Here is a 22731-nt window from a genome sequence, read left to right on the forward strand (position 1 = left end):
CCGCGCCCGCCGAGCCCCCGCGCCGCGCCGGCGCATCGTCCCGTGCGACCGCGGGCCGGGCGTCAGAGCGGCGGGCGGCTGCGGCGCATCACGTTGACCGTGGCGGTCGGCTGGTGCTCGGGGCAGCCGGTCCGGCCGGAGCGGCTCGGATCGAAGTCGATGCGGAGGCAGGTCTTGCAGACGCAGAGATAGGCGTCGTGGAACTCGCGGTAGCTCAGGATATCCGCGGCGAACAGGCTGAGGACGATGTCGCTGAGCAGGTCCTCTTCGCGCGGGCACGGCTCCCAGAGCGCGCCGTCGCCGGCGCGGCGCACGCGGCCGTCGTCGATCGCCGCGGCGAGGAAGCGATCGTCCGCGGCGGGCGGCATGAGGGCGCGGAGCGACGAGAGCACCCGGAACCGCGCCGCCTCGACGAGCGCCTGGAGCTCGGGCTCGTCCGGATCCTCCGGGGCGGCCGGGCCGAGCGCCACCTGCATGGAGAAGCCCTCCATCACATAGGTTGGGCGCCGCATCCGCCCGGGCGCGACGAGGTGCTTCTCGAACCAGCCCGAGAGCGCCGCCGCGCTCCGGGGAGGCTTGTCGACGAAGGTGAGCGCCGCGAACAGCGCCCGGCGATCATGCTCCTTCGCGACGAGCGACGGAGCGGATGGAAGCGTGGGAATCGAGGTGTGGGAGTCCGCTTGCCGCATGAGCACCCCCATGATTTCGCCCCAGTCTGCCCGAGGTCTTCTGTCGCGGTAAAGACGCGATGGCGTCCCGATCCCAGATTGCGGAACCACCTGCAATGCAATGCGTTAGCTGCACGTTGCCGCGGCGTCGCGCGGGGGGAGGCGGGCTCAGTCCGTGATCTTGAGCGCGCCGCTCTCGTCGAGCGCGCCGCTCGCGTCGGCGCCGTCCGAATCGGCCTCGACGTCCTCCTGGGACGTGGAGGGCCGCAGGAAGGACAGGTCGAGGCCGCCCATGGGCTGCTGCGCTGCCGCGCGCGCGGCGGCGAGGGGGATCGCGTCGGCCTCGCCCGCGCGGGGCGGAGCGCGGCGCTCGGCCTTCTCGGGGCGCGGGTCCTCACGGCGCGGGTCCGCGCGGCGCGCGCCTTTCGCGGCGTCGCGCCCGCTCGCGCCGGCCTCGCGGGGCCGCTCCGGCGCGGGCGCGGCCTGCGGGCGCGCGGCCTGCGGGCGCGGGGACGCCGGGGTCCGGAGCCCCTTGGCCGCCTTCGCCATGCGCGCGCGCGTGCGGAACGAGGGGGCGTTCTTCGCGAGCTCGATGCAGCTGCCGCGCATGGCGCTCGGGCAGGAGATGCGCACGTGCATGTGGTCGTCGTGCGGCTCGGAGCCCGTCGGCTGCATCATGGCGAGCTGCGCGCGGACGATCAGCTCGCGGGAGACGCCGATGCGCTTGGCGTGGGCGATCAGCGCGTGCCGCAGAGGATCGGAGATGAAGATGTGGCTCACATGGGCGCGGGGATCGGTGAGCAGGTGCTGCACGAGCAGCCAGTTGCGCGGCAGGTCGAAGCGCGCCCCGGTCAGGTTGGTCGAGGCGAGCCGGGCGTTGAAGCGCAGGAAGTACGGCGCGTGGATCTGCTTGCCGCGGCCGTCGAGCGCGTAGAAGCCGAGGTCGACGTCGCGGCCGCTCTCGTGGGAGTTGTGGCGGTGGACGTCGCCGCCGTGCTGGCGCGACAGGTCGCCGACCTCGAGCACGGCGCCCGGGAAGCGCTTGGCCACGCCGCGCGCCGCGCGCTCGATCATGCCGACGAGCGCCGGCAGCCCCCAGCGCACGTCGGCGTGGGCGTAGGCGGGCACGACGCGGATGTCCTTGCGCGAGGTGTCGAGCCGCACGCCGCCCTCGAGGTGCCCCTCGTTCGGGTGGCCGACCGACGTGGCGGGCGGCTTGGGCGGGGCCTTCGTCTTGGCCGGCTCGGTCGATCTCGGCCCTGCGCCGCCGGCGCGGGGGCGGTGGCCCTTGCCGATGTCGGTCGTGAGCCGCGCGCGCGGGGCCGCCGCGCGGGGCCGCGTGCCCGCGCCGCCGCGCGCCTTCGAGCCCGCCGGCGCCCCCGCGGCAGAGCGCGCCTTCGAGCCCGCCGGCGCCCCCACGGCAGAGCGCGCCTTCGAGCCCGCCGGCGCCCCCGCGGCAGAGCGCGCCTTCGAGCCCGCCGGCGCCCCCGCGGCAGAGCGCGCCGGGGCGTCCGGCGCCGCGGCGGCCGCCGGGGCGCCGGGCAAGGAGAGCGCCAGGATCGTGAACAGCACGGAGATCGGTCGAGGCACACCGGTGCGTTACGGGGTTTCGGCGGGCCGGGCCAAGAAGCCGGCGCCGCCCGGCCCCCGTGCCGCGCTGCGGCGTCCCGGCGTCGCGGCGTACCGCGGCCGCAGCGGAGGCTTTTGCCTCGCGGCCAGTTGGGGTACCTCTCGGTCGGCCATGGACAAGGTCTACAAGAGCGCGCTGGACGCCGTGCGGGACATCCCCGGCGGCGCCACGATCCTCTCGGGCGGCTTCGGGCTCTGCGGCATCCCGGAGCACTGCATCGCCGCGCTCCGCGAGCTCGGCACGAAGGACCTCGTGGTCGTGTCCAACAACTGCGGGGTCGACAGCTTCGGCCTCGGGATCCTCCTGCAGAACCGCCAGATCCGGAAGATGATCTCGTCGTACGTCGGCGAGAACAAGGAGTTCGAGCGGCAGTACCTGAGCGGCGAGCTCGAGGTCGAGCTCACGCCGCAGGGCACGCTGGCCGAGCGCATCCGCGCCGGGGGCGCCGGGATCCCCGCGTTCTACACCCCGACCGGGGCGGGCACGGCCATCAGCGAGGGCGGGCTGCCGGTGCTCTACAACCCCGACGGCACGGTGAAGAAGTACTCCGAGAAGAAGGAGGTGCGGCAGTTCGACGGCCGCGACTACGTGCTCGAGCCGGCCATCCGGGGCGACTACGCGCTCGTGAAGGCCTGGAGGGGCGATCGGTTCGGCAACCTCGTCTACCGCCACACCGCCATGAACTTCAACCCCATGATGGCGATGGCCGCGAAGGTGACGATCGCCGAGGTCGAGGAGCTCGTCGAGGTCGGCTCGCTCGACCCGGACCACATCCACACGCCCGGGATCTTCGTGCACCGGATCTTCCAGGGCGAGCGCTTCGAGAAGCGGATCGAGCGGCGCACGGTGCGCAAGGCGCCGGCCGCCTAGGCGCGGGGCCGGGACAGGGGACACGATGGGACTCACGCGGGAACAGATCGCGCAGCGCGCCGCGCTGGAGCTCAAGGACGGCTACTACGTCAACCTCGGCATCGGGATGCCGACGCTCGTCGCCAACTACATCCCCGCGGGGATCGAGGTGGTGCTCCAGAGCGAGAACGGGCTGCTCGGCATCGGCCCGTACCCCGCCGAGGGCGCGGAGGATCCGGACCTCATCAACGCCGGCAAGGAGACGGTGACCATGCTCCCCGGCTCGGCGATCTTCTCGAGCGCCGAGTCGTTCGCGCAGATCCGGGGCGGCCACATCGACCTCGCGATCCTCGGGGCCATGGAGGTCTCCGAGAAGGGCGATCTTGCCAACTGGATGATCCCCGGCAAGATGGTGAAGGGGATGGGCGGGGCGATGGATCTCGTGGTGAGCGCGAAGCGCGTCGTCGTGATCATGGATCACGCGGCGAAGAACGGCGCGCCCAAGATCCTGACCGAGTGCGCGCTGCCCCTCACCGGGCGCGGCGTGGTCCACCGGATCATCACCGATCTCGCCGTGCTCGACGTGACGCCCGAGGGGCTCGTGCTGCGCGAGCTCGCGCCCGACGTGAGCGCCCGAGAGGTGCAGGAGAAGACACAACCAACGCTCCGGGTCCCCTCCGACGTGAAGGAGATGGGGCAGCGGAGCGCCTAGGGGTTCGCCGATGACCTGGCCCGAAAAGACCCTGCCGACGACCGACGCGAGCGAGAAGCGCTCGCTGGGAGCGGGCGTGTTCCGTCGCTGCGACGGCTGCTCGCACACGCACGACGCCTCCGAGCTCGCCCGCGCCTTCGAGGTGTGCTCGCAGTGCGGCCACCACCACAAGCTCGACGCCGAGGGGTGGCGTCGGCTCCTGCTCGACGACGGCGAGCTCGCCCAGTGGGACGATCACCTCGTCCCCAACGACCCGCTCGGGTTCAGCGACGGCAAGAGCTACCGCGACCGCGTCGCGGCGCTCCACAAGAAGGGCCGCGCCAAGGAGGCGATCGAGATCGGCCGCGCCCGGCTGAGCGGCCGCGACATCGCGTACGGCGCGTTCGTGTTCGCCTTCATGGGCGGGAGCATGGGCTCCGTCGTCGGCGAGAAGATCACGCGGCTGTTCGAGCGCGCGGCGCGCGAGGAGCTCCCGGTGGTGCTCCTCCAGTCGTCGGGCGGCGCGCGGATGCAGGAGGGCATCCTCTCGCTGATGCAGATGGCGAAGAGCGTGGCCGCGCTCGAGCGCTACCGCAAGACGCGCCTCCCGTTCATCTCGGTGCTGCTCCACCCGACCACGGGCGGCGTCGCGGCGAGCTTCGCCTTCCTCGGCGACGTGAACATCGCCGAGCCGAAGGCGCTCATCGGGTTCGCCGGCCCCCGGGTCATCGAGAACACGATCCGGCAGACCTTGCCCGAGGGCTTCCAGCGGGCGGAGTTCCTGCTCGATCACGGGATGGTCGACGCGATCGTGGCGCGCCCCGAGATGAAGGCGTACCTCGCCACGCTGCTCCAGCACCTCGCGGGCGATCGCCGGGCGCGGCGATGAGCTCGGCGGCGCCGCGGCTGCCGGCGCTGCTCGAGGCGCTGGGGCAGCGGGCGCCGCGGGGCATGGTGCTCGGGCTCGGCCGGGTGCGCGAGGCGCTCGCGGCGCTCGGCGACCCCCACGCCGACGTCGCCGCGGTGCACGTCGCCGGCACCAACGGCAAGGGGAGCGTGTGCGCGATGGTCGAGTCGGTCGCGCGCGCGGCCGGGCTCCGCACCGGCCTCTACACGTCGCCGCACCTGTCCCGCTTCGCCGAGCGCATCCGCATCGACGGCGAGCCGATCGGCGACGCGGCGCTCGAGCGCGCGCTGTCGGCCGCGCTCGAGCGGGTCCCCTCGCCGCTCACGTTCTTCGAGGCGCTGACGGTGGCCGCGTTCGTGGCCTTCCGCGACGCGGGCGTCGACCTCGCGATCCTCGAGGTCGGCCTCGGCGGGCGGCTCGACGCGACAAACGTGCTCGCCGCGCCGCTCTGCACGGCGATCACGTCGATCGCGTTCGATCACGTGGCGCTGCTCGGCCCGACGCTGGCCGACATCGCCCGGGAGAAGGCGGGCATCCTCAAGCCGGGCGCGCCCGTGGTCCTCGGCCCGCTCGACCCCGAGGCCGACGCCGCGATCGAGGCCGCCGCGCGGGCGATCTCCGCCGGGCCGCGCCTCCGCGTCGCGCGGGCGGAGCGCGGCGGGAGCGCGGGCGAGATCGCGGTGGTGGGGCGCGCGGGCGAGATCGCGGTGGGGCGCGCGGGGCCTCTCGCGCGCGCGACCCGCGTCGCCGGGCCGGGGCGCCCCGCGCTCGAGGTGGAGCTCGGCCTCCGCGGGGCGCACCAGGCGGAGAACGCGGGCGTCGCGTGCGGGATCGCGTGGCAGCTCGCGGGCCGGTGGCCCGAGGTCGAGCGGGCGCTCCCGGCGGGGCTCGCCGCGGCCCGCTGGCCCGGCCGGCTGGAGCGGATCGACGCGGGCGCCGCCGAGGTCCTGCTCGACTGTGCGCACAACCCGCACGGCGCGCAGGCGCTCGCCGCGTGGCTCGACGAGGAGGGTCCGGGCGCGGCGCGCACCGCGCTCGTGTTCGGGGCGATGGCCGACAAGGGGTGGGGCGAAATGCTACAGACGCTCGCCCCGCGCGCGCAGCGGCGGCTCTACGCGACGCCGCAGGGCCGCGCGGCCGCGCCGCTCGAGGCGCTGCGGGCGATCGCGCCGGGCGAGCCGATCGGCGATCCGTGCGCGGCGGTGGCGCGGGCGATCGAGGTCGCCGGGCCGGGCGGGCTCGTCGTCCTGACGGGCTCGATCTACCTGGTCGGCGAGGTGCGATCCGCGCTGCTCGGCATCGCGCCGGACCCGGTCGTGACGCTCTGACGCGGGCGCGCCGCCGCGCGATGTGCAGGCGCGTCGCTGCGCGGCGGCGCGCCGGTCTGGCACGGGCGATGCCAGTCCGCCGGCATGGCGTTCAGGAAGCGGCGTTCTCCGGTGCTCTTCCCTGCGGCGGCCCTCGGGGCGGCCGCGCTCGCGCGGACGGCGTTCCGCGCCCTGCGGCGGCTCGATCTGCGCGGCCGGGTCGTGGTCATCACGGGCGGCTCTCGCGGCCTCGGGCTGCTCCTCGCCGAGGAGTTCGGCCGGCACGGCGCCCGGGTGGCGATCGCCGGCCGCGACCCGGGGGCGCTCGACCGGGCCGAGCAGCGGCTGCGGGCGCTCGGCGTCGAGGTGCACGCGGTCGCGTGCGACCTCGGCGATCGCGCCTCGGCCGAGGCGTTCATCGACGGCGTGGCGCGCGCGTTCGGCCGGATCGACGTGCTCGTCAACAACGCCGGCGTGATCCAGGTGGCGCCGATGCAGGACCTCCGCGTGGAGGAGCTCGAGGAGGCGATGCGCTCGAACTACTGGAGCGCGGTCTACACGACGCGGCGCGCGCTGCCGCACCTGGAGAAGCAGGGGCGCGCGGCGCGGATCGTGAACGTGGCGTCGATCGGCGGGCGCGTCGCGGTGCCGCACCTGCTCGGGTACAACGCGTCGAAGTTCGCGATGGTGGGCTTCTCGGAGAGCCTCCAGGCCGAGCTCTCCTACGGCGGCGCGCGAGGCCCGCGGGTCACCACGGTGATCCCCGGGCCGATGCGCACGGGGTCGATCTACAACGCCGAGTTCGGCGGCGACCCGCGGCGCGAGTTCGGCTGGTTCGGCCTGGCCTCGTCGATCCCGCTCGCGACGATCGACGCGCGGCGCGCGGCGCGGCGGGTGGTGGCGGCGGCGCGCGAGGGGCGCGCCGAGGTGAAGCTCGGGCTGCCTTCGCACCTGCTCAGCTGGGCGCACGGGATCGCGCCGCAGATGACGGTGCGGCTGATGGGCCTGGTCAACGCGCTCCTGCCGGCGCCCCGCGGCGCCGCGGGGACGACGCGGGGGCGGGACCTGCGCGCGCCGGCGCAGGGGTCGGCCCTGCTGCGCCTGAGCAACGAGGCGGCACGGCGCAACAACGAAGCGCCGCCCGAGGCGGCGCGGTGACGCACGACGCGGGGATCGGCCGCATCACAAAAGCGGTGCGATGGCCGGAGCGATCGATGCGACGGTGAGCGCGCGCCGCGGTCGCCGCGCCGGCAGTTGGCCGTAGGCTGTCTTGGCAAAGGTTGCTAAGGGTGGTCTCCTCAGCCCAAACCACAGAGAGGGACCGTGCCGAAGCAGACCAAGAAGGATCAGAGGGAGGGCGCTCCGTCGGCGACGGGCGCACCGCAGAAGGACTCGGCTGGGCGCAAGCTCTTCGGCACCGACGGGGTGCGCGGCGTGGCGAACCAGCCGCCGATGACGCCGGAGATGGCGCTGCGGCTCGGGCGCGCGATCGCCTTCGTCGCGAGCCACGGGAAGTCGCGGCAGGTGCGGGTGGTGATCGGGAAGGACACGCGGCTGTCCGGCTACATGCTGGAGACGGCGATCGCGTCCGGCGTGTGCGCCATGGGCGGGCGCGTGATGCTGAGCGGGCCGATCCCGACGCCGGCGGTCGCGCAGCTCACGCAGAGCATGCGGGCCGACGCCGGGGTGGTGATCAGCGCGAGCCATAACCCGTACCAGGACAACGGCATCAAGATCTTCGGGCCCGACGGCTACAAGCTGCCCGACGCCGCGGAGGAGGAGATCGAGCGGCTCATGGAGAGCCACGAGCTCGACGAGGCCCGGGTGGTGGGCTCGGCGATCGGCAGCGCGGTGAAGCTCGACGACGCGCGGGGGCGGTACGTCGTGTTCTGCAAGAGCACGTTCCCCACGGCGCTGACGCTCGACGGCGTGAAGATCGTGGTCGACGCGGCGCACGGGGCGGCCTACCGCGTGGCGCCCTCGGTGTTCACCGAGCTCGGCGCGCACGTGACCGCGCTCGGCGTGAAGCCGAACGGGCGCAACATCAACCGCGAGACGGGCGCGCTGCACCCGGAGCACGTGAAGGCCGAGGTGCTCAAGCGGGGTGCGGCGATCGGCATCGCGCTCGACGGCGACGCGGACCGGGTGATCATGGTCGACGAGCGCGGCGAGGTCGTGGACGGCGACGCGATCATGGCGCTCTGCGCGCTCAGGATGCTGCGCACCGGGAAGCTGCCGCGGAACACGATCGTGACGACGGTGATGTCGAACCTCGGCCTCGAGCGCGCGCTCAAGGCGCAGAACGGGCACGTGGTGCGGACGGCGGTCGGGGACCGCTACGTGGTGGAGGCGATGCGGAACGGCGGCTACTCGTTCGGCGGGGAGCAGTCGGGGCACCTCATCTTCCTGGACCACGCGACGACGGGCGACGGGATCGTGGCGGCGCTGCAGGTGCTCGCGATCATGATGGAGGAGGACAAGCCGCTGAGCGAGCTCGCGTCGAAGGCGATGCAGCGGGTGCCTCAGGTGCTGGAGAACGCGACGTTCTCGACGCGGCTGCCGCTCGACAGCATGCAGCGGACGCGGGTCGCGGTGGATCGCATCGAGAAGACGCTCGGGGACAAGGGGCGCATCCTCGTGCGGTGGAGCGGGACGGAGCCGAAGCTGCGCGTCATGGTCGAGGGCGAGGACGCGTCGACCATCGGGGCGTACGCGCTCGAGATCATCGAGGCGGCCAAGCAGGACGTCGCGGGGGCCACGGCGTAGCCAGGCCTGCCCGGCCCCCGGAGAGGGTGTCCGCTGGGCGGGGTGGGGGCCCCGCCGAACTCGGCGGAGACATGGAGCATCCGGCAAGCCGGATGAGCCATGTCTCCGCCTCGAACATCGGCCCATCCCCCACCCCGCCCAGCGGACACCCTCTCCGGGGGCCTACCGTTGTCCGAAGGACGCGCTTCCTCGGGCCTGCGGTTGTCCGAGGGATGCCGGGCATTGGCTACAGCGCGCGGCGCATGAAGAGGTCCTCCAGCGTCTCGCGGCGCGGCGCCACCTCGACGACCTGCGCGCCCGCCGCGAGCGACGCCTGAAGCACGTCGCGCACGCGCGCCTCGCCCTCGACGTCGACCACCACGACGTCGCCCCGGCCCGTGGTCGCGAAGCCCATCCGGGCGAGATCCCCCAGGAGGTCTTCGCTCGCGCCCGCCAGCGTGACCTCGGTGCGCAGCACGTCGCCCCGGAGGAGCTGGCGGATCGCGCCGCTCACCACCACCTGGCCCTCGCGCAGGATCGCCACGCGATCGCACATCGCCTCGACGTCGCTCAGGATGTGCGTCGAGAAGAAGATCGTCCGGCCCTGATCGCGCTCCGCAAAGATGAGATCGCGCACCTCCTTGCGGCCCACCGGATCGAGGCCGCTCATGGGCTCGTCCAGGATCAGCATCTCGGGATCGGCGACCAGCGCGGCGGCCAGCCCCGTGCGCTGCAGCATCCCCTTCGACAGCCGGCGCACCTGCCGATCCGCGGCGTACGCGATCTTCACCTGTTCGAGCACCTCCATCGCCCGCCGGCGCAGCGAGGCGCCGCGCATCCCGGACAGGCGGCCGCAGAGCTCCACGAACTCGCGCGGGGTGAGGTACGGGTAGACGTACGGGTTCTCGGGCAAAAAACCGATCTTCCGGCGCGCCTCGGGCGACGGGACGCGCGCGCCGAACAGGTACGCCTCGCCGCCGGTCGGGGCGATGAGGCCCGTCAGCATCTTGATCGTCGTCGTCTTGCCGGCCCCGTTCGGCCCGAGGAAGCCGAAGATCTCGCCGCGGCGCACGCCGAAGCTCACCCCCTTGACCGCCTGGACCTCCCTCCGGCGCAAGAAGCCCACCCGGAACGTCTTCAGCAGGCCGCGGACGTCGATCAGCAGCTCGCCGCCCGGCGCCTCCCCGCCGGAACGGGACGGCGCGGCGCGCTCGCCGCGCTCCTCGACCATCGCCTCGACACCGTCGCTCACGCGCCCTCCTCGCCGTCGGGGCCCTCGCCCGACGCGCCGTCCCCCGGCCGCGCGCGGCCGCGCGCCGTCGCCGCGCTGTACTCGTGCAGCTTGTACTGGATCTTGCGCGGGCTGATCCCGAGGATCGTCGCCGCCTTCGAGGTCGAGCCCTTGCACGCCTCGAGCGTGCGCAGGATCGCGTAGCGCTCCAGATCGTAGATCGTGCTCCCCGGGACGCGCGGCATCGCGTCGGACGCCTCGGCCGGCTCGGACGACATCTGCGCCGGCAAGTGCCGGAGCTCGATGCGCGCGCCGTCGCAGAGCACCGCCGCCCGCTCGATCGCGTTCTCCAGCTCGCGCACGTTGCCAGGGAACGAGTAGCTCGTCAGCGCCGACAGCGCCTCGTCCGTGAAGCCCTCGATCCGCTTGCCGTTCTCCTGCGCGTAGCGGCCCAGGAAGAACGTCGCGAGCTCGGGGATGTCGCTCCGGCGCTCCCGGAGCGGCGGGATCTCGAGGGTGACGACGTTGAGCCGGTAGTAGAGATCCTCGCGGAACAGCCCCTCCGCGATGCGCTGGCGCAGGTCGCGGTTCGACGCGGCGAGGATCCGCACGTCCACCTTCAGGGTCTCGTTGCCGCCCACCCGCTCGAACGTGCGCTCCTGCAAGAAGCGCAGGAGCTTCACCTGCGTGGCGAGGGGGATCTCGCTCACCTCGTCGAGGAACAGCGTGCCGCCGTTCGCCTGCTCGAAGCGGCCCTCGCGGCGGCCGACGGCGCCGGTGAAGGCGCCGCGCTCGTGGCCGAACAGCTCGCTCTCCAGGAGCGACTCGCTCAGCGCGGCGCAGTTCAGCCGGACGAGCGGCGCCTTCGCCCGCGGGCTCGCGCGGTGGATCATCTCGGCGATGAGCTCCTTGCCCGTGCCCGTCTCGCCCACGATCAGCACGCTCGCGCGGCTCGGCGCCACCTGCTCGACGAGCCGGAGGAGCTTCACCATGCTCGGGTGGCTCGCGATCACGTGGCCGAACGCGTTGCGCTCGCGCAGCCGCTCGCGCAGCCGCGAGTTCTCCTGGAGCAGCCGCGCCCGCTCCACCGCGCGCTCGACCACCACCGCGAGCACCGAGAAATCGAGCGGCTTCGTCAGGTAGTTGTACGCGCCCTTCTTCACCGCCTCGACCGCGCTCGAGATGGTGCCGAACGCCGTCATGACGACGAACGTCGCGTCCGGCAGCGCGAGCTGCGCCTTCTCCATCATCCGGATGCCGTCGAGCCCCGGCATCTTCAGGTCGGTCAGGACCACGTCCGGCGCGAACTCCTCGAGCTTGCCCAGCGCCTTGAAGCCGTCGGCCGCGGTCTCGGTGGTGTACCCCTCCTCGCGGAGGATTTCGGAGAGCGCCGCGCGCGCGTTGGCCTCGTCGTCGACGATCAGGATGCGCCCCCGGGATGCCATGTTGATCGCTTTCCTAGCATGCGCGCCCGCGGGATTGGGCGGCTGCGCGGCCCCGACCGAGCAGCGCCGGGGCCGCGGGGCGCCGCGGCCGAGCACGTTTGCGACCGGGTCGCCGGGCGCCGGCGCGCGCCATCAGGACGAGGCGCGACGAGGCGCGACGGAGGCCCGACGATCGCGCCTCGCCGCGGTGAGGCCGCACTTATCGAGCCGCGCGACGCGGCTCGTCGGGGATCTGCCATCGACGAAAACCGCTGTTTCGTGGGCCGCCCGGGATGGTACAACGGGCCGCGCGCGAGGTCCCCACCGTCCCGATTGGCGGGCGTTTCCTTGTTCGATCTCGCGGATGAGGCTCGATGCATACGCTTCGGAAGGTGTTCGGCGATAGGCCCCGGCGCGCTGCGCTCACGGCGCTGCCGCTCGTCGGCTCGCTCACGCTCGCGGGCGCTGCCGAGGCGCAGCAGCCGCAGCCGCCCTTCGGACCGCAGCCGCTTCCGCCTCCTCCCGCGCAGCCCGGCCCCTTCGGCCCGCAGCCGGGCTTTCCGGGCGACGCGCCGCCGACCCAGTTCGGCCCCCAGCCGCAGCCGGGCTTCGGCCCGCAGCCGGGCTTCCCGGGCGACGCGCCGCCGACCCAGTTCGGCCCTCAGCCGCAGCCGGGCTTCGGCCCGCAGCCGGGCTTCCCGGGCGACGCGCCGCCGCAGTTCGGGCAGCCGGGGCAGCCGCCGCCGGACGCGAGCTTCTCCTTCGGCGCGCAGGCGTCCGTCGGCGAGCAGGGCGCCCAGGCGAGCGCGACGGCGCCGCGCTCCACCGCGTGGGACGAGGAGGAGCGCGCGCTCTCGCTCACCGCGCAGCCGAACCTGTGGGGGTCGACCGGCCTCCTCAGGACGTCGTACGCGGGCTCGGGTGCGCCGGGCACCTTCCGGGTGTCGTTCCTGCTCGACTGGTTCTCGACGAGCGGCTTCCTCTGCGATCCGGCCGAGTCGACGCTCGCCGGCCACCCGATCACCTGCGGCCCCGACGCGCGGGAGGACTCGGCGAGCCACGTGGGGGCGTTCTTCGCGCTGAACGCGACCCCCCTGCCCTTCCTCGAGGGCTACGCGTCGATCCGCACGTTCGCGAACGCGAACGATCAGGGCCGCCCGCGGCTGTTGCAGGTGCTCGGCGACACGACGTTCGGCGTGAAGGCGTTCACGCCCACGAAGATCGGCAAGCCGCTCACCTTCGGCGGCGAGGCGCAGCTGCTCCTGCTCAACGGCACGGGCGACGTGGGCCTCGCCGGCGGCGGCACGAGCGCGGTGTTCCGCGGGCTCGCGACGCTCGATCTGCGCAAGCCGCAGGGCAAGGGGTTCCCGCTGCGGGTCAACCTGAACCTCGGCTACAAGCTCGACAACTCCGGCAAGCTCGTGGAGGAGGTCGAGAAGGAGCGGGCCAAGGCGTTCACCGACGGGCGCGATCGGCAGCCGATCTCGCGCATCGAGCGGTTCGGGCTCGGCATCAACCGGGTCGACTTCTTCCAGACCCACCTCGGCGTCGAGGTGCCGCTGCCGAAGGTGCAGCCGTACCTCGAGTACTCGCTCGACATCCCGGTGAACCGACAGGGCTACGAGTGCCACACGAGCCGCGTGTCGCGCGGCGACGTCTGCCTCGGGCTCGACGATTTCGCGTCCCCGGACCCGCAGAGCCAGGGCGGACCGGGCTACGCCGCGGCGCCGTCGCGGCTGTCGCTCGGCGTGCGGGTGACGCCGTTCCAGAAGGCGTTCCGCGGGCTCTCCGGGCACGCGGCGTTCGACCTCGGCCTGTCGGCGACCTCCGTGTTCATCGAGGAGGTCGCGCCGCAGGCGCCGTGGACGCTGTACCTCGGGATCGGCTACGCCTACGACACGAAGCAGAAGGAGCCGCCGCCGGCCCCTGCGCCGCAGATCGTCAAGGAGCCGCCGCAGCTCGTGCCCGCGCCGCAGACCTTCGCGCGCGGCTTCGTGCACGAGCAGAACAGGCCCGACGCGGCGGTGGCGGACGCGATCGTGACGATCGAGGGCGTGCCCCAGCCGCCGTACGCGACCGGGCCGGACGGCCGCTTCCTCACGCGGCACCTCGAGCCGGGGACGTACACGTTCAACGTCCGGGCGAACGGCTACAAGCCGGGCACGTGCCAGGCGACGATCCTCGCCGGCGGGGCGGCGCCTGGGCAGCCCGGGCCGTTCGGCCCGCAGCCGGGGCCCTTCGGTCCGCAGCCCGGGCCGTTCGGCCCGCAGCCGGGGCAGCCCGGATCGTTCGGCCCGCAGCCGGGGCAGCCGGGCGCCTTCGGTCCGCAACCCGGGCAGCCCTTCGGCCCGCAGCCCGGGCAGCCCGGCGCGTTCGGTCCGCAACCCGGACAGCCGGGTGCCTTCGGCCCGCAGCCGGGGCCGTTCGGCCCGCAGCCGGGGCCGTTCGGCCCGCAGCCCGGGCAGCCCGATCCCTTCGGTCCGCAGCCGGGGTTGCCCGGCGCCGGACCGGGCGCGGCGCCGCTGCAGGGGCCGACGTTCGTGGACGTCGACTGCTCGCTCGAGGCGCTGCCCAAGACGGGCAACATCGTCGGGACGGTGAAGGACGCGGAGAGCGGGGACGCGGTCGCCGGCGCGACGATCCGGCTGACCGACGCGGCGGGCCGCGAGCAGACGGCGACGAGCGACGCGAGCGGCGCCTTCCGCTTCCCGGATCTGCCGGCCGGCGCGGTGACGCTCAAGGTCGAGGCGCAGGGCTACATGAACCACGTCAACCAGGCCGACGTCCGCACGAGCGAGGACACGCGCGCCGCGCTCACGGTGAACAAGCGGCCGAAGGTCTCGCTCGTGAAGGTGCAGGGCAACGAGATCAAGATCTCGCGGCAGATCCACTTCGAGACCGACTCGGCGAAGATCCTGGGCGACTCGAACGCGCTGATGGAGGAGATCGCGGACGTGCTCCAGCGGAACCCGAACATCCGCAAGGTCGAGATCCAGGGGCACACCGACAACACGGGCGGGCGCGAGCACAACCAGACCCTCAGCGAGGCCCGCGCGAACTCGGTGCGCGCCTGGCTGATCCGGGCCGGCGTGGACGGCTCGCGCCTCCTCGCGAAGGGCTACGGGCAGGACCGCCCGGTCGCGCCGAACGTCACGCCCGCGAACAAGGCGAAGAACCGGCGCGTGCAGTTCATCATCGTCGAGAAGTGAGCCGGGCCCGCCGCCGGGCGGATCCGACGCGCGGCCGCGCCTCGGCGTCGCTTGTCGGCGCCGGGGCGCTGCGATAGGGCACGCGCATGATGAAGCAGGTCATCGCGGGCGCGCTCGCCGTGATCGCGGGGTGCGCGGCGCCCACCCCGGCGCCGGACGCCCGGCCCGCCGAGAGCGCGCGGCCCTCGTCGGCCGCCGCCGCCCCGCCGGCGTCGGCGACGGCGGCCGCCAGCGCGCTTGCGTCCTCCGGCGCGGCGCCGGCGCCGCAGCCGGAGGACGCGAGCGCGCCGGCGCCGCCGCTGGACGGGGGCGCGCGCGCGGCCGACGAGGCGGCGGCGACGGACGGGGCGCCCCCGCCGGGAGCGCCGCCGGCCGCCAGCGCCGATGCGACCGCGATCGCGACGAACAAGATCCTGCCGCCGCTCGAGAGCGAGGAGCTCACGGCGCGGGCCAGGGCGCTGTTCGACGCCATCGTGAAGAACGAGCCGGCGCTGGCCGACCCGTTCTGGTTCCCCAAGGAGCCGTTCATCCCGCTCAAGGACGTGAAGGACCCCGGCAAGTACTGGGACAACCTGCACGCCGCCTACGCGAACGACGTGAAGGCGATGCACCGGAAGCGCAAGAGCTGGGAGGGCGCGCGGTTCGTCGGCTTCGAGGTCGGCTCCAGGCCGAAGTGGGTGCCGCCCGGCGACGAGGTCAACAAGATCGGGTATTACCGCTCCTTCCACGGCAAGCTGAAGGTCGAGCTCGACGGCAAGCCGGCGAGCGTCGACGTCCACACGATCATCTCGTGGCAGGGCCGCTGGTACATCACGCACCTCGGCGACTTCAAGAAGCGCTAGGCGCCCGCTCCCGCCGCAGCGACATCGCTCGCCGATGACGAAGGGATCCGAAGTGAACGCGATGGAACAGGCAGAGCGCGTCGCGGGCGGGCTGAGGGCGCGGTACGACGCGGTCCGGGCGTTCACGGAGTCGCTCTGCGCGCCGCTCTGCGCCGAGGACTACGTCGTCCAGTCGATGCCGGACGCGAGCCCGGTGAAGTGGCACCTCGCGCACACGGCGTGGTTCTTCGAGGCGTTCGTGCTCGGCCAGCGCGCCGGGTACGCGCCCTTCCACCCGCAATTCGGGTACCTCTTCAACTCGTACTACGTGAGCGTGGGCGAGCGGCACGGCCGGCCGCGGCGCGGGGTCCTGTCGCGCCCGACCGTCGAGGAGACCTACCGCTACCGGCGCCACGTGGACGAGCGCATGCGCGCGCTGCTCGACGAGATCGCCGCGGGCCGGCACCTCGATCTCGCCTTCACGATCGAGGTGGGGCTGCACCACGAGCAGCAGCACCAGGAGCTCATCCTGACCGATCTGAAGCACGCGATGGCGCAGAACCCGCTGCGCCCCGCGATCTTCGGCGGCGCGCCGCCGGGGCGGCGCGGCGGCGCCGCCGGGGAGCTCCGCTTCGTCGAGCACGCCGAGGGCGTGCGCTGGATCGGCCACGGCGAGGGCGGGTTCGCGTTCGACAACGAGGCGCCGCGGCACCGCGTGTTCGTCGGCGCGTTCGCGCTCGCGGACCGGCCGGTGACGTGCGGCGAGTACCTCGAGTTCATGCGGGACGGCGGGTACGCGCGGCCGGAGCTCTGGCTGTCGGGCGGCTGGGATGCGGTCGTGGCGAACCGGTGGGAGGCGCCGCTCTACTGGGAGCAGCGCGACGGGGGGCTCCAGCTGTTCACGCTGCACGGGCTCCGCGAGATCGACGCCGACGAGCCCGTCTGCCACGTGAGCCACTACGAGGCCGACGCCTACGCCCGCTGGGCCGGCGCGCGGCTCCCGACCGAGGCTGAGTGGGAGACCGCCGCGCAGGGCGCGCTCGCCGCCGCGGGGGAGGTCGCCGGCGGCGCCGCGCCGGGCGAGGCGGCGCTCCAGGGGAATTTCGCCGAGAGCGGGCGCTATCACCCGGAGCCCGCGGGCGCGCCGGCGCGGCCGGGGGCCCCGCGGCAGCTCTTCGGCGACGTGTGGGAATGGACGTCGAGCGCGTACGCGCCCTACCCCGGGTTTCGCCCGTGGCCGGGGGCGCTCGGCGAGTACAACGGCAAGTTCATGAGCAGCCAGCTCGTGCTCCGCGGCGGCTCGTGCGCGACCCCGGCGACGCACCTCCGCGCGACGTACCGGAACTTCTTCCCGCCGGACGCGCGGTGGCAGATGAGCGGCATCCGGCTGGCCCGCGACCTCTGACCGGGCCGCGCCGGCGGCGCGCGCCCTTCCTGTGGACGTCGCGCCGGCGGGGCGCGCCCTTCCTGTGGACGCTGCGCCGGCGCGCCGCCATGGTCTCGGCGTGGCGCCGCTCGTCTCCGTCTTGCTCCCGTACCGGCAGGCGGAGGCGACCATCGAGGAGGCGCTGGAGAGCGTGCTCGCCGAGCGCGAGGTCGACCTCGAGGTGATCGCCGTGGACGACGGCTCGACCGACGCCGGCCCGGCCACGGTCGCGCGCATCGCGCGGCGCGACCGCCGCGTCGTCCCGGTCGCGACCGGCGGCGTGGGCATCGCGCGGGCGCTAGCGCACGCGGCCGAGGCGGCGCGCGGCGAGCTGCTCGCGCGCATGGACGGCGACGACATCTCGGTCGGCGGGCGCCTCGCGCGCCAGGCCGAGGCGCTCCGGCGAGATCCGCGGCTCGCCGTCGTCGGGGCCCGCGTGGAGGCGTTCGCGGCCGGGCCGATCGGCGAGGGCATGCTCCGCTACGTCGACTGGCTGAACTCGATCCTCACCCCCGAGGATCACGCGCGGGAGATGTTCGTGGAGTCCCCGCTGTGCCACCCGTCGGTGATGCTGCGGCGGAGCGCGCTGGAGCAGGTCGGCGGGTTCCGGGAGGCCCCCTGGGCGGAGGACTACGACCTGTGGCTGCGCCTCGACGCCGCCGGCGCGCGGATGGCGAAGCTCCCGGAGCTCGGCCTGCGCTGGCGGCACCGCGAGGGCCGCGCGACGTTCGCGGATCCGCGGTACGCGATCGCGCGGTTCCTCGAGGCCAAGGCGCACTACCTCGCGAGGAAGCTGGGCTCGGCGCGCCCCGTGGCGGTGTGGGGCGCGGGCAAGACGGGCAGGCGGCTGGCGAGGGCGCTCGCCCGGAACGGCGTGAGGCCGGAGCGGTTCGTCGACATCGATCCGCGCAAGATCGGCCGGATCGCGCAGGGGGCGCCGATCGTCGATCCGTCGGGGCTCTCGCGGGGCGCGCAGACCCTCATCGTCGCCGTGGGGGCGCGGGGGGCGCGCGCGCTCATCCGCGAGCACCTCGCCGCGCGCGGCTTCGTCGAGGGCTCCGACTATGTGTGCGCGTCCTGAGCGCGCGGCGCGCGGACGCAGGGCGCCTCTTTGCAACCGCGTGCTCCGGTGGGAGGATTCGATCCGACAGCGATGCGCGTCCCGGTGCTCACGAGCAAGCTCGACTTCCCTCCGCCCGAGCGCGCGACCCCGGAGGGGATCGTGGCCGTGGGCGGCGAGGCCTCGCCGGAGCGGCTCCTGGCCGGCTATCGCCGGGGCATCTTCCCGTGGCCCCACGACGGGCTGCCGCTGCTCTGGTTCTCCCCGGATCCGCGCTTCGTCCTGCCGCCGCGCGAGGCGCACATCCCGCACTCGCTGCGCAAGCGGGTGCGCCGGGGCGGGATCGAGGTGCGGACCGACACCGCGTTCGCGGACGTCATGCGGGCCTGCAGCGCGACGCCGCGGCCAGGACAGAGCGGCACGTGGATCACCGAGGAGCTCGTCGACGGCTACACGGCGCTGCACGCCGCCGGGGTGGCGCACAGCATCGAGGCCTGGTCGAACGGCGAGCTCGTCGGCGGGCTCTACGGCGTGTCGCTGGGGCGGATGTTCTTCGGCGAGTCGATGTTCGCGCGCGCGCCCGACGCCTCCAAGGTCGCGTTCGCCACGCTGCTCGGGAACCTCGTCGCCTGGGACTTCGCCCTGGTGGACTGCCAGGTGTACACGGAGCACCTCGATCGCTTCGGCGCCGTCGAGTGGCCGCGGCGCGAGTTCCTCCGCGCGCTGAAGACGGCGCTCGACGCCCCGACGAAGATGGGGCCGTGGCGCTTCGACCTCGAGCCCGCGCAGGCGATCGAGCGGCTCATCTCGCGGTGATCGCGCTCGAGCCGCGCGCAGGGCCGTCCGAGCCGCGCGCAGCGCTGCCCGGGCGCGCGCCGCGCCCCGGCGCTACGAGCGGCCGTCGCCCGCGTCGTCCTTGATCTCCCGGAGCAGCTCCTCGATCCGCCGCTCGGCGTCGGGGCCCTCGTCGTAGAAGAACCGCAGCGTCGGCACCACGCGCAGGCCCATGGTGCGGGCGACGTCCCTGCGCAGCCGGCCGGACGCCGCGTCCAGCCCCTTGAGCAGGGCGCGGCGCGACGCCGCGTCCTCCGCCCCGAACTCGTGGCGCACGTGGACCTTCGCGCTCTGCAGGTCGTCGGTGATCTCCACGCGCGACACGAGCACCCCGACGATCCGCGGATCGCGCAGCTCCCGGAGCAGGTTGGACAGGTCCTCGCGGAGCCGTTCGGCGACCCGCGTCGCCCGCTTCACCGTGCCGCTCATTCGTCGTCCTCTGCGTCCTCGAACCTGTCCGAGGCCGCTCCCAGATCCTCATCCTCGCGGCCGAGCGCCTGCTCGATGCCGCCCTGCACCCCCGCTCCCCCCTCGCCGAACGGCACGATCTCGGTCGCCCGGTCGGTGAGGACGGCGTGGGGCAGCGACCCGGCCATCGCGGCCACGTCCGCGAGGACCCGGTCGCACATGGCCGCCGAGTTCGAGACGACCGCGACGCCGAGCGTCGCCCGCCGCGGATCGTCGAGCACGCCGACCTCCGCGATCGACACGCGCATCCGGCTCTGCGCCCGCTCCTTCAAGGAGCGCACCACGCTGCGCTTGTCCTTGAGGGAGCGGGCCCCGACGATATCGAGGCGGAGACGGAGGACGCCGACGAACATCTACGGGCTCAGAGCTTCGTCTTGACCTCTTCGATCTCGAAGCTCTCGACGATGTCCTTCTCCTTGATGTCCGAGTAGCCGTCGAGCGAGATACCGCACTCGAACCCCTCGACCACCTCTTTCACGTCGTCCTTGAAGCGGCGCAGCCCCGAGAGGCGCCCCGTCCAGATGACGACGTTGTCCCGGATCAGGCGCGCCTCGCCGCTGCGCTTCACCGAGCCGCTGATCACCATCGAGCCGGCGACCGTGCCCGCCTTCGTGATCTTGAAGACCTGGCGGACCTCGGCGCGGCCGAGGACCTTCTCCACCTTCGTCGCGGGGAGGAGACCCTCCATCGCGCTCCGGATGTCGTCGACGGCGTTGTAGATGATGTTGTAGAGCCGGATCTCGACGCCCTCGTTCTCGGCCAGCGCGCCCGCCTTGCCGGCAGGCCGGACGTTGAAGCCGACGATGATCGCCTTCGACGCGACCGCCAGGTTGACGTCGCCCTCCGTGATGCCGCCGACGGCGCCGTTCACGATGGTGACCTTCACCTTCTCGGTCGAGAGCTTCGCCAGCGCGTGGGTGATCGCCTCGACCGAGCCCTGCACGTCGCCCTTGATGATCAGCTTGAGCTCGAGCTGATCGGCCTCCTGCAGGTTCTTCGTGATCGACTCGAGCGAGACGCGCGAGTCCTGCGGGATCAGCGTCTTCGACGCCTTCTTGCGGCGGGTCTCGGCGATCTCCTCCGCGGTCTTCCCGTCCTTGACGGCGTGGACGGGATCGCCCGCGCTCGGCACCTCGTTGAGGCCGAGGACCTCGACGGGCGTCGCGGGGCCGGCCTCGGCGACGGAGCGCCCGAGCTCGTCGGTCATCGCCCGGACCTTGCCCCACGCGGCGCCGGCCAGGAGGATGTCGCCCGTGCGGAGCGTGCCGTCCTGGACCATGACGCGCGCGACCGGGCCGCGGCCGCGATCGAGCAGCGCCTCGATGACGGTGCCGCTGGCGCGCTTCTTCGGGTTGGCGCGGAGGTCCTGGACCTCGGCGAGGAGCAGGACCGACTCGAGGAGCTGGTCGATGCCCTGCCCCATCTTCGCCGACACGCTGCAGAACATCGTCTCGCCGCCCCACTCCTCGGGCTGCAGCCCGAGCGCCGCGAGGTCGCGCTTGATCTTGTCCGCGTCGGCGCCCGGCTTGTCGATCTTGTTGACCGCGACGATGATCGGCACCTTCGCGGCCTGGGCGTGCGAGATCGCCTCCTTGGTCTGGGGCATCACGCCGTCGTCGGCGGCGACCACCAGGATCACGATGTCGGTCAGCGACGCGCCGCGGGCGCGCATCGCCGTGAACGCCTCGTGGCCCGGCGTGTCGAGGAAGGCGATCGTGCCCCGCTGCGTCTCGACGCGGTAAGCGCCGATGTGCTGGGTGATCCCGCCCGCCTCGCCCTCGGCGACGGTGGCCTTCCGGATCCGGTCGAGCAGCGACGTCTTGCCGTGGTCGACGTGGCCCATGACGGTGACGATGGGCGGACGGATCTCGACGTCCTCGTCGGCGTCGACCCCGGCCTGCATCGCCGCGGTCAGCGTGTCCTGCTCGCTGACGGCCACGTCCTCGACGCTCCAGCCGAACTCGCTCGCGAGGATCTTCGCCGTGTCGGCGTCGAGCGTGCTGTTGATGTTCACGCCCGTCATGCCCATCGACAGGAGCCGCATGAGCACGTCGGTGGCCTTCAGGCTCATCTTCGCGGCGAGCTGCTGGAGGGTGACCTGCTCCTCGATCTTGATGACCTTCTTGTGCGAGGCCATCTCCTGCGTGGAGACCTGGACCGGCTTGCGCGGCAGGGCGCCGCCCGGGCGCTGCCGCCCGAAGGTCCCCGGGCGAGCGTTCCGGCCGCCGGGCATGGACCGGCCGCCCGGACCGAAGCTGGGGCCGCCGGGGCGCGCCTGCTGGGCGTTGGCGCGCGGATCGTAGGTCGTGCGCCGCGCCGGCGGCGTGCCGGTGCGGGCGGCGGGCATCGTGACGCCGGGGCGCCCCTGCCACACCTCGATGCCGGTCTTCGGCGGCGACGACGGGCGGCGCGGCGCCTGGTTCGCGGGCGCCGCCTCCTCCGGCTTGGCCGCGGTCGCGGGCGCCGGCGGCTGCGTCGGCCGCGCGCCGGGGCGGGCCGCGGACGCCGCCGGTTGCGCCGGAGCCCCCGGCCGCTGCCCCGCGGGGGGCGGCTGCGTCGGCCGAGAGGCCCCCTGCGCCGGAGCGGGCGCCGGCGTCGAGGGCGCAGCCTGCGGCCGGGCCGGAGCGGGCGCTGCGGCAGCCGCGGGCTTCGCCGGGGCCGGCGCGGGCGCAGCCGCCTGCGCCGGGGCCGGCGCGGCGGGCGCCGCGGGAGCGACCGCTTGCGCCGGAGCCGGCGCAGGCGCCGCGGGAGCAGCCGCGGCGGGCGCGGGCGCCGCGGTGGGCGCGGGCGGGGCGGCGGCGGGCGCCGTTGCGGCGGGCGCCGCTGCGGCGGCGGGCGGAGCGGGCTTCGGCTCGGGCGAGGTCACCTTCGTCTCCTCCGCGGGCGCGGGCGCGGACGCCGCGGCAGGCGCGGGTGCTGCGGGAGCGGGAGCCGCCGGGGGCGGCGGCGCTGCCGGCGCGGGGGGCGCAGCCGCAACGGGCGGCGCTTCCGGAGCAGGCGCGCTGGGCGCGGGCGCAGGCTCGCGCGGGGCCGCGGCGACCACCGGCTCGGGAGCCGGCGCCGGGGGCGCTGCGACGGGAGCGGCGGGCGGCGGAGCGGGGCGATGGACCGGCGCTTCTTCCTGGGCAGCGCGCTCGGGCGGCGGCGAAGCCGGAGCGGACGCCGCCACAGGCCGAGAGGGCGCCGGCTCCGGAGCGGCGCGCACGGGCGCCTCGGCCGGCTCGGGCTCAGCCCCGGGCCGGGCGCGGCGCTTCACGACGGTCGGACGGATCCGCTCCTCCACCACCTCAGGCGACTTCTGCCGCTCGAGGTGCCGCTTAACCCGCTCGACGACGTCGGACTCGACGGCGCTCATGTGGTTGCGCACGTCGCCTATACCCATGGACTGGAAGAGCGCGACCAGCGTCTTCTGGTCCATGTTCAACTGCTTGGCGACCTCGTAGACCCGGACTTTGCTCATG

Annotated in this window: 18 protein-coding genes; 11 read left to right on the plus strand and 7 right to left on the minus strand. The window is 74.0% G+C overall.

Annotation, left to right across the window (positions count from 1 at the left end):
* Nucleotides 1-62: 62 nt before the first annotated feature.
* Nucleotides 63-689 carry a hypothetical protein gene (locus WMF20_RS33785; RefSeq protein ID WP_437605961.1) on the minus strand — a complete coding sequence of 209 codons (627 nt, stop codon included), beginning with the start codon at nt 687-689 and terminating at the stop codon, nt 63-65.
* Nucleotides 690-836: 147 nt separating this feature from the next.
* A complete protein-coding gene (locus WMF20_RS33790) occupies nt 837-2258 on the minus strand; it encodes a penicillin-insensitive murein endopeptidase (protein ID WP_437605962.1) in 1422 nt (473 codons plus the stop codon).
* Nucleotides 2259-2409: 151 nt separating this feature from the next.
* Here WMF20_RS33790 and WMF20_RS33795 point away from each other — a divergent pair, with 151 nt between their 5' ends.
* The 6 genes from WMF20_RS33795 to glmM all read left to right on the plus strand — a co-directional run bounded on the left by WMF20_RS33795 (nt 2410) and on the right by glmM (nt 8818).
* Nucleotides 2410-3168 carry a CoA transferase subunit A gene (locus tag WMF20_RS33795; RefSeq protein ID WP_272826324.1) on the plus strand — a complete coding sequence of 253 codons (759 nt, stop codon included), beginning with the start codon at nt 2410-2412 and terminating at the stop codon, nt 3166-3168.
* Nucleotides 3169-3193: 25 nt separating this feature from the next.
* Entirely contained in the window at nt 3194-3859 is a 666-nt protein-coding gene (locus WMF20_RS33800; RefSeq protein ID WP_437605963.1) for a CoA transferase subunit B, read from the plus strand.
* 10 nt (nt 3860-3869) lie between these two features.
* Nucleotides 3870-4727, plus strand: a complete 858-nt coding sequence (gene accD, locus WMF20_RS33805) for an acetyl-CoA carboxylase, carboxyltransferase subunit beta (RefSeq protein ID WP_437605964.1) — start codon at nt 3870-3872, stop codon at nt 4725-4727.
* On the plus strand, nt 4724-6073 hold the full coding sequence (locus tag WMF20_RS33810; RefSeq protein WP_437605965.1) for a bifunctional folylpolyglutamate synthase/dihydrofolate synthase: 1350 nt from the start codon (nt 4724-4726) through the stop codon (nt 6071-6073). Before accD ends, WMF20_RS33810 begins: the two co-directional genes overlap by 4 nt.
* A gap of 111 nt (nt 6074-6184) precedes the next feature.
* The gene (locus WMF20_RS33815) at nt 6185-7210 is read left to right on the plus strand and encodes an SDR family NAD(P)-dependent oxidoreductase (protein ID WP_437605966.1); all 1026 of its coding nucleotides are present in this window, start codon (nt 6185-6187) and stop codon (nt 7208-7210) included.
* A gap of 165 nt (nt 7211-7375) precedes the next feature.
* On the plus strand, nt 7376-8818 hold the full coding sequence (glmM, locus tag WMF20_RS33820; protein ID WP_129578207.1) for a phosphoglucosamine mutase: 1443 nt from the start codon (nt 7376-7378) through the stop codon (nt 8816-8818).
* 226 nt (nt 8819-9044) lie between these two features.
* On the opposite strand, the gene WMF20_RS33825 is transcribed toward glmM, so the two are convergent.
* Together WMF20_RS33825 and WMF20_RS33830 are read right to left on the minus strand one after the other, a co-directional pair.
* On the minus strand, nt 9045-10049 hold the full coding sequence (locus tag WMF20_RS33825; protein ID WP_437605967.1) for an ABC transporter ATP-binding protein: 1005 nt from the start codon (nt 10047-10049) through the stop codon (nt 9045-9047).
* The gene (locus WMF20_RS33830; RefSeq protein ID WP_129578209.1) at nt 10046-11473 is read right to left on the minus strand and encodes a sigma-54-dependent transcriptional regulator; all 1428 of its coding nucleotides are present in this window, start codon (nt 11471-11473) and stop codon (nt 10046-10048) included. The genes WMF20_RS33825 and WMF20_RS33830 overlap by 4 nt, the downstream gene beginning before the upstream one ends.
* A 353-nt stretch (nt 11474-11826) precedes the next feature.
* Here WMF20_RS33830 and WMF20_RS33835 point away from each other — a divergent pair, with 353 nt between their 5' ends.
* The 5 genes from WMF20_RS33835 (at nt 11827) to aat (ending at nt 18784) form a co-directional block, all read left to right on the plus strand.
* Nucleotides 11827-14661, plus strand: a complete 2835-nt coding sequence (locus WMF20_RS33835) for a carboxypeptidase regulatory-like domain-containing protein (protein ID WP_437605969.1) — start codon at nt 11827-11829, stop codon at nt 14659-14661.
* Between the two features lie 86 nt (nt 14662-14747).
* A complete protein-coding gene (locus tag WMF20_RS33840) occupies nt 14748-15503 on the plus strand; it encodes a hypothetical protein (protein WP_437605970.1) in 756 nt (251 codons plus the stop codon).
* Between the two features lie 61 nt (nt 15504-15564).
* A complete protein-coding gene (gene egtB / locus WMF20_RS33845; RefSeq protein WP_437605971.1) occupies nt 15565-16887 on the plus strand; it encodes an ergothioneine biosynthesis protein EgtB in 1323 nt (440 codons plus the stop codon).
* 100 nt (nt 16888-16987) lie between these two features.
* A complete protein-coding gene (locus WMF20_RS33850) occupies nt 16988-17989 on the plus strand; it encodes a glycosyltransferase (RefSeq protein ID WP_437605972.1) in 1002 nt (333 codons plus the stop codon).
* A 72-nt stretch (nt 17990-18061) separates the two neighbouring features.
* Nucleotides 18062-18784, plus strand: coding sequence for a leucyl/phenylalanyl-tRNA--protein transferase (gene aat, locus WMF20_RS33855; RefSeq protein ID WP_437605973.1), 723 nt, complete (start codon nt 18062-18064; stop codon nt 18782-18784).
* Between the two features lie 72 nt (nt 18785-18856).
* On the opposite strand, the gene rbfA is transcribed toward aat, so the two are convergent.
* Genes rbfA through infB form a run of 3 tightly spaced genes read right to left on the minus strand, consistent with a single transcriptional unit; the run spans nt 18857 to nt 22730 of the window.
* Nucleotides 18857-19231: a 30S ribosome-binding factor RbfA gene (gene rbfA, locus WMF20_RS33860; protein WP_129578215.1), complete on the minus strand. Its 375-nt coding sequence runs from the start codon at nt 19229-19231 to the stop codon at nt 18857-18859.
* A complete protein-coding gene (locus WMF20_RS33865) occupies nt 19228-19623 on the minus strand; it encodes a DUF503 domain-containing protein (RefSeq protein ID WP_437605974.1) in 396 nt (131 codons plus the stop codon). The genes rbfA and WMF20_RS33865 overlap by 4 nt, the downstream gene beginning before the upstream one ends.
* A gap of 8 nt (nt 19624-19631) precedes the next feature.
* Nucleotides 19632-22730: a translation initiation factor IF-2 gene (infB, locus tag WMF20_RS33870; RefSeq protein ID WP_437605975.1), complete on the minus strand. Its 3099-nt coding sequence runs from the start codon at nt 22728-22730 to the stop codon at nt 19632-19634.
* Nucleotide 22731 lies beyond the last annotated feature (1 nt).

The sequence above is a fragment of the Sorangium sp. So ce834 genome, assembly GCF_051521425.1.
GTDB lineage: Bacteria > Myxococcota_A > Polyangia > Polyangiales > Polyangiaceae > Sorangium > Sorangium cellulosum_D.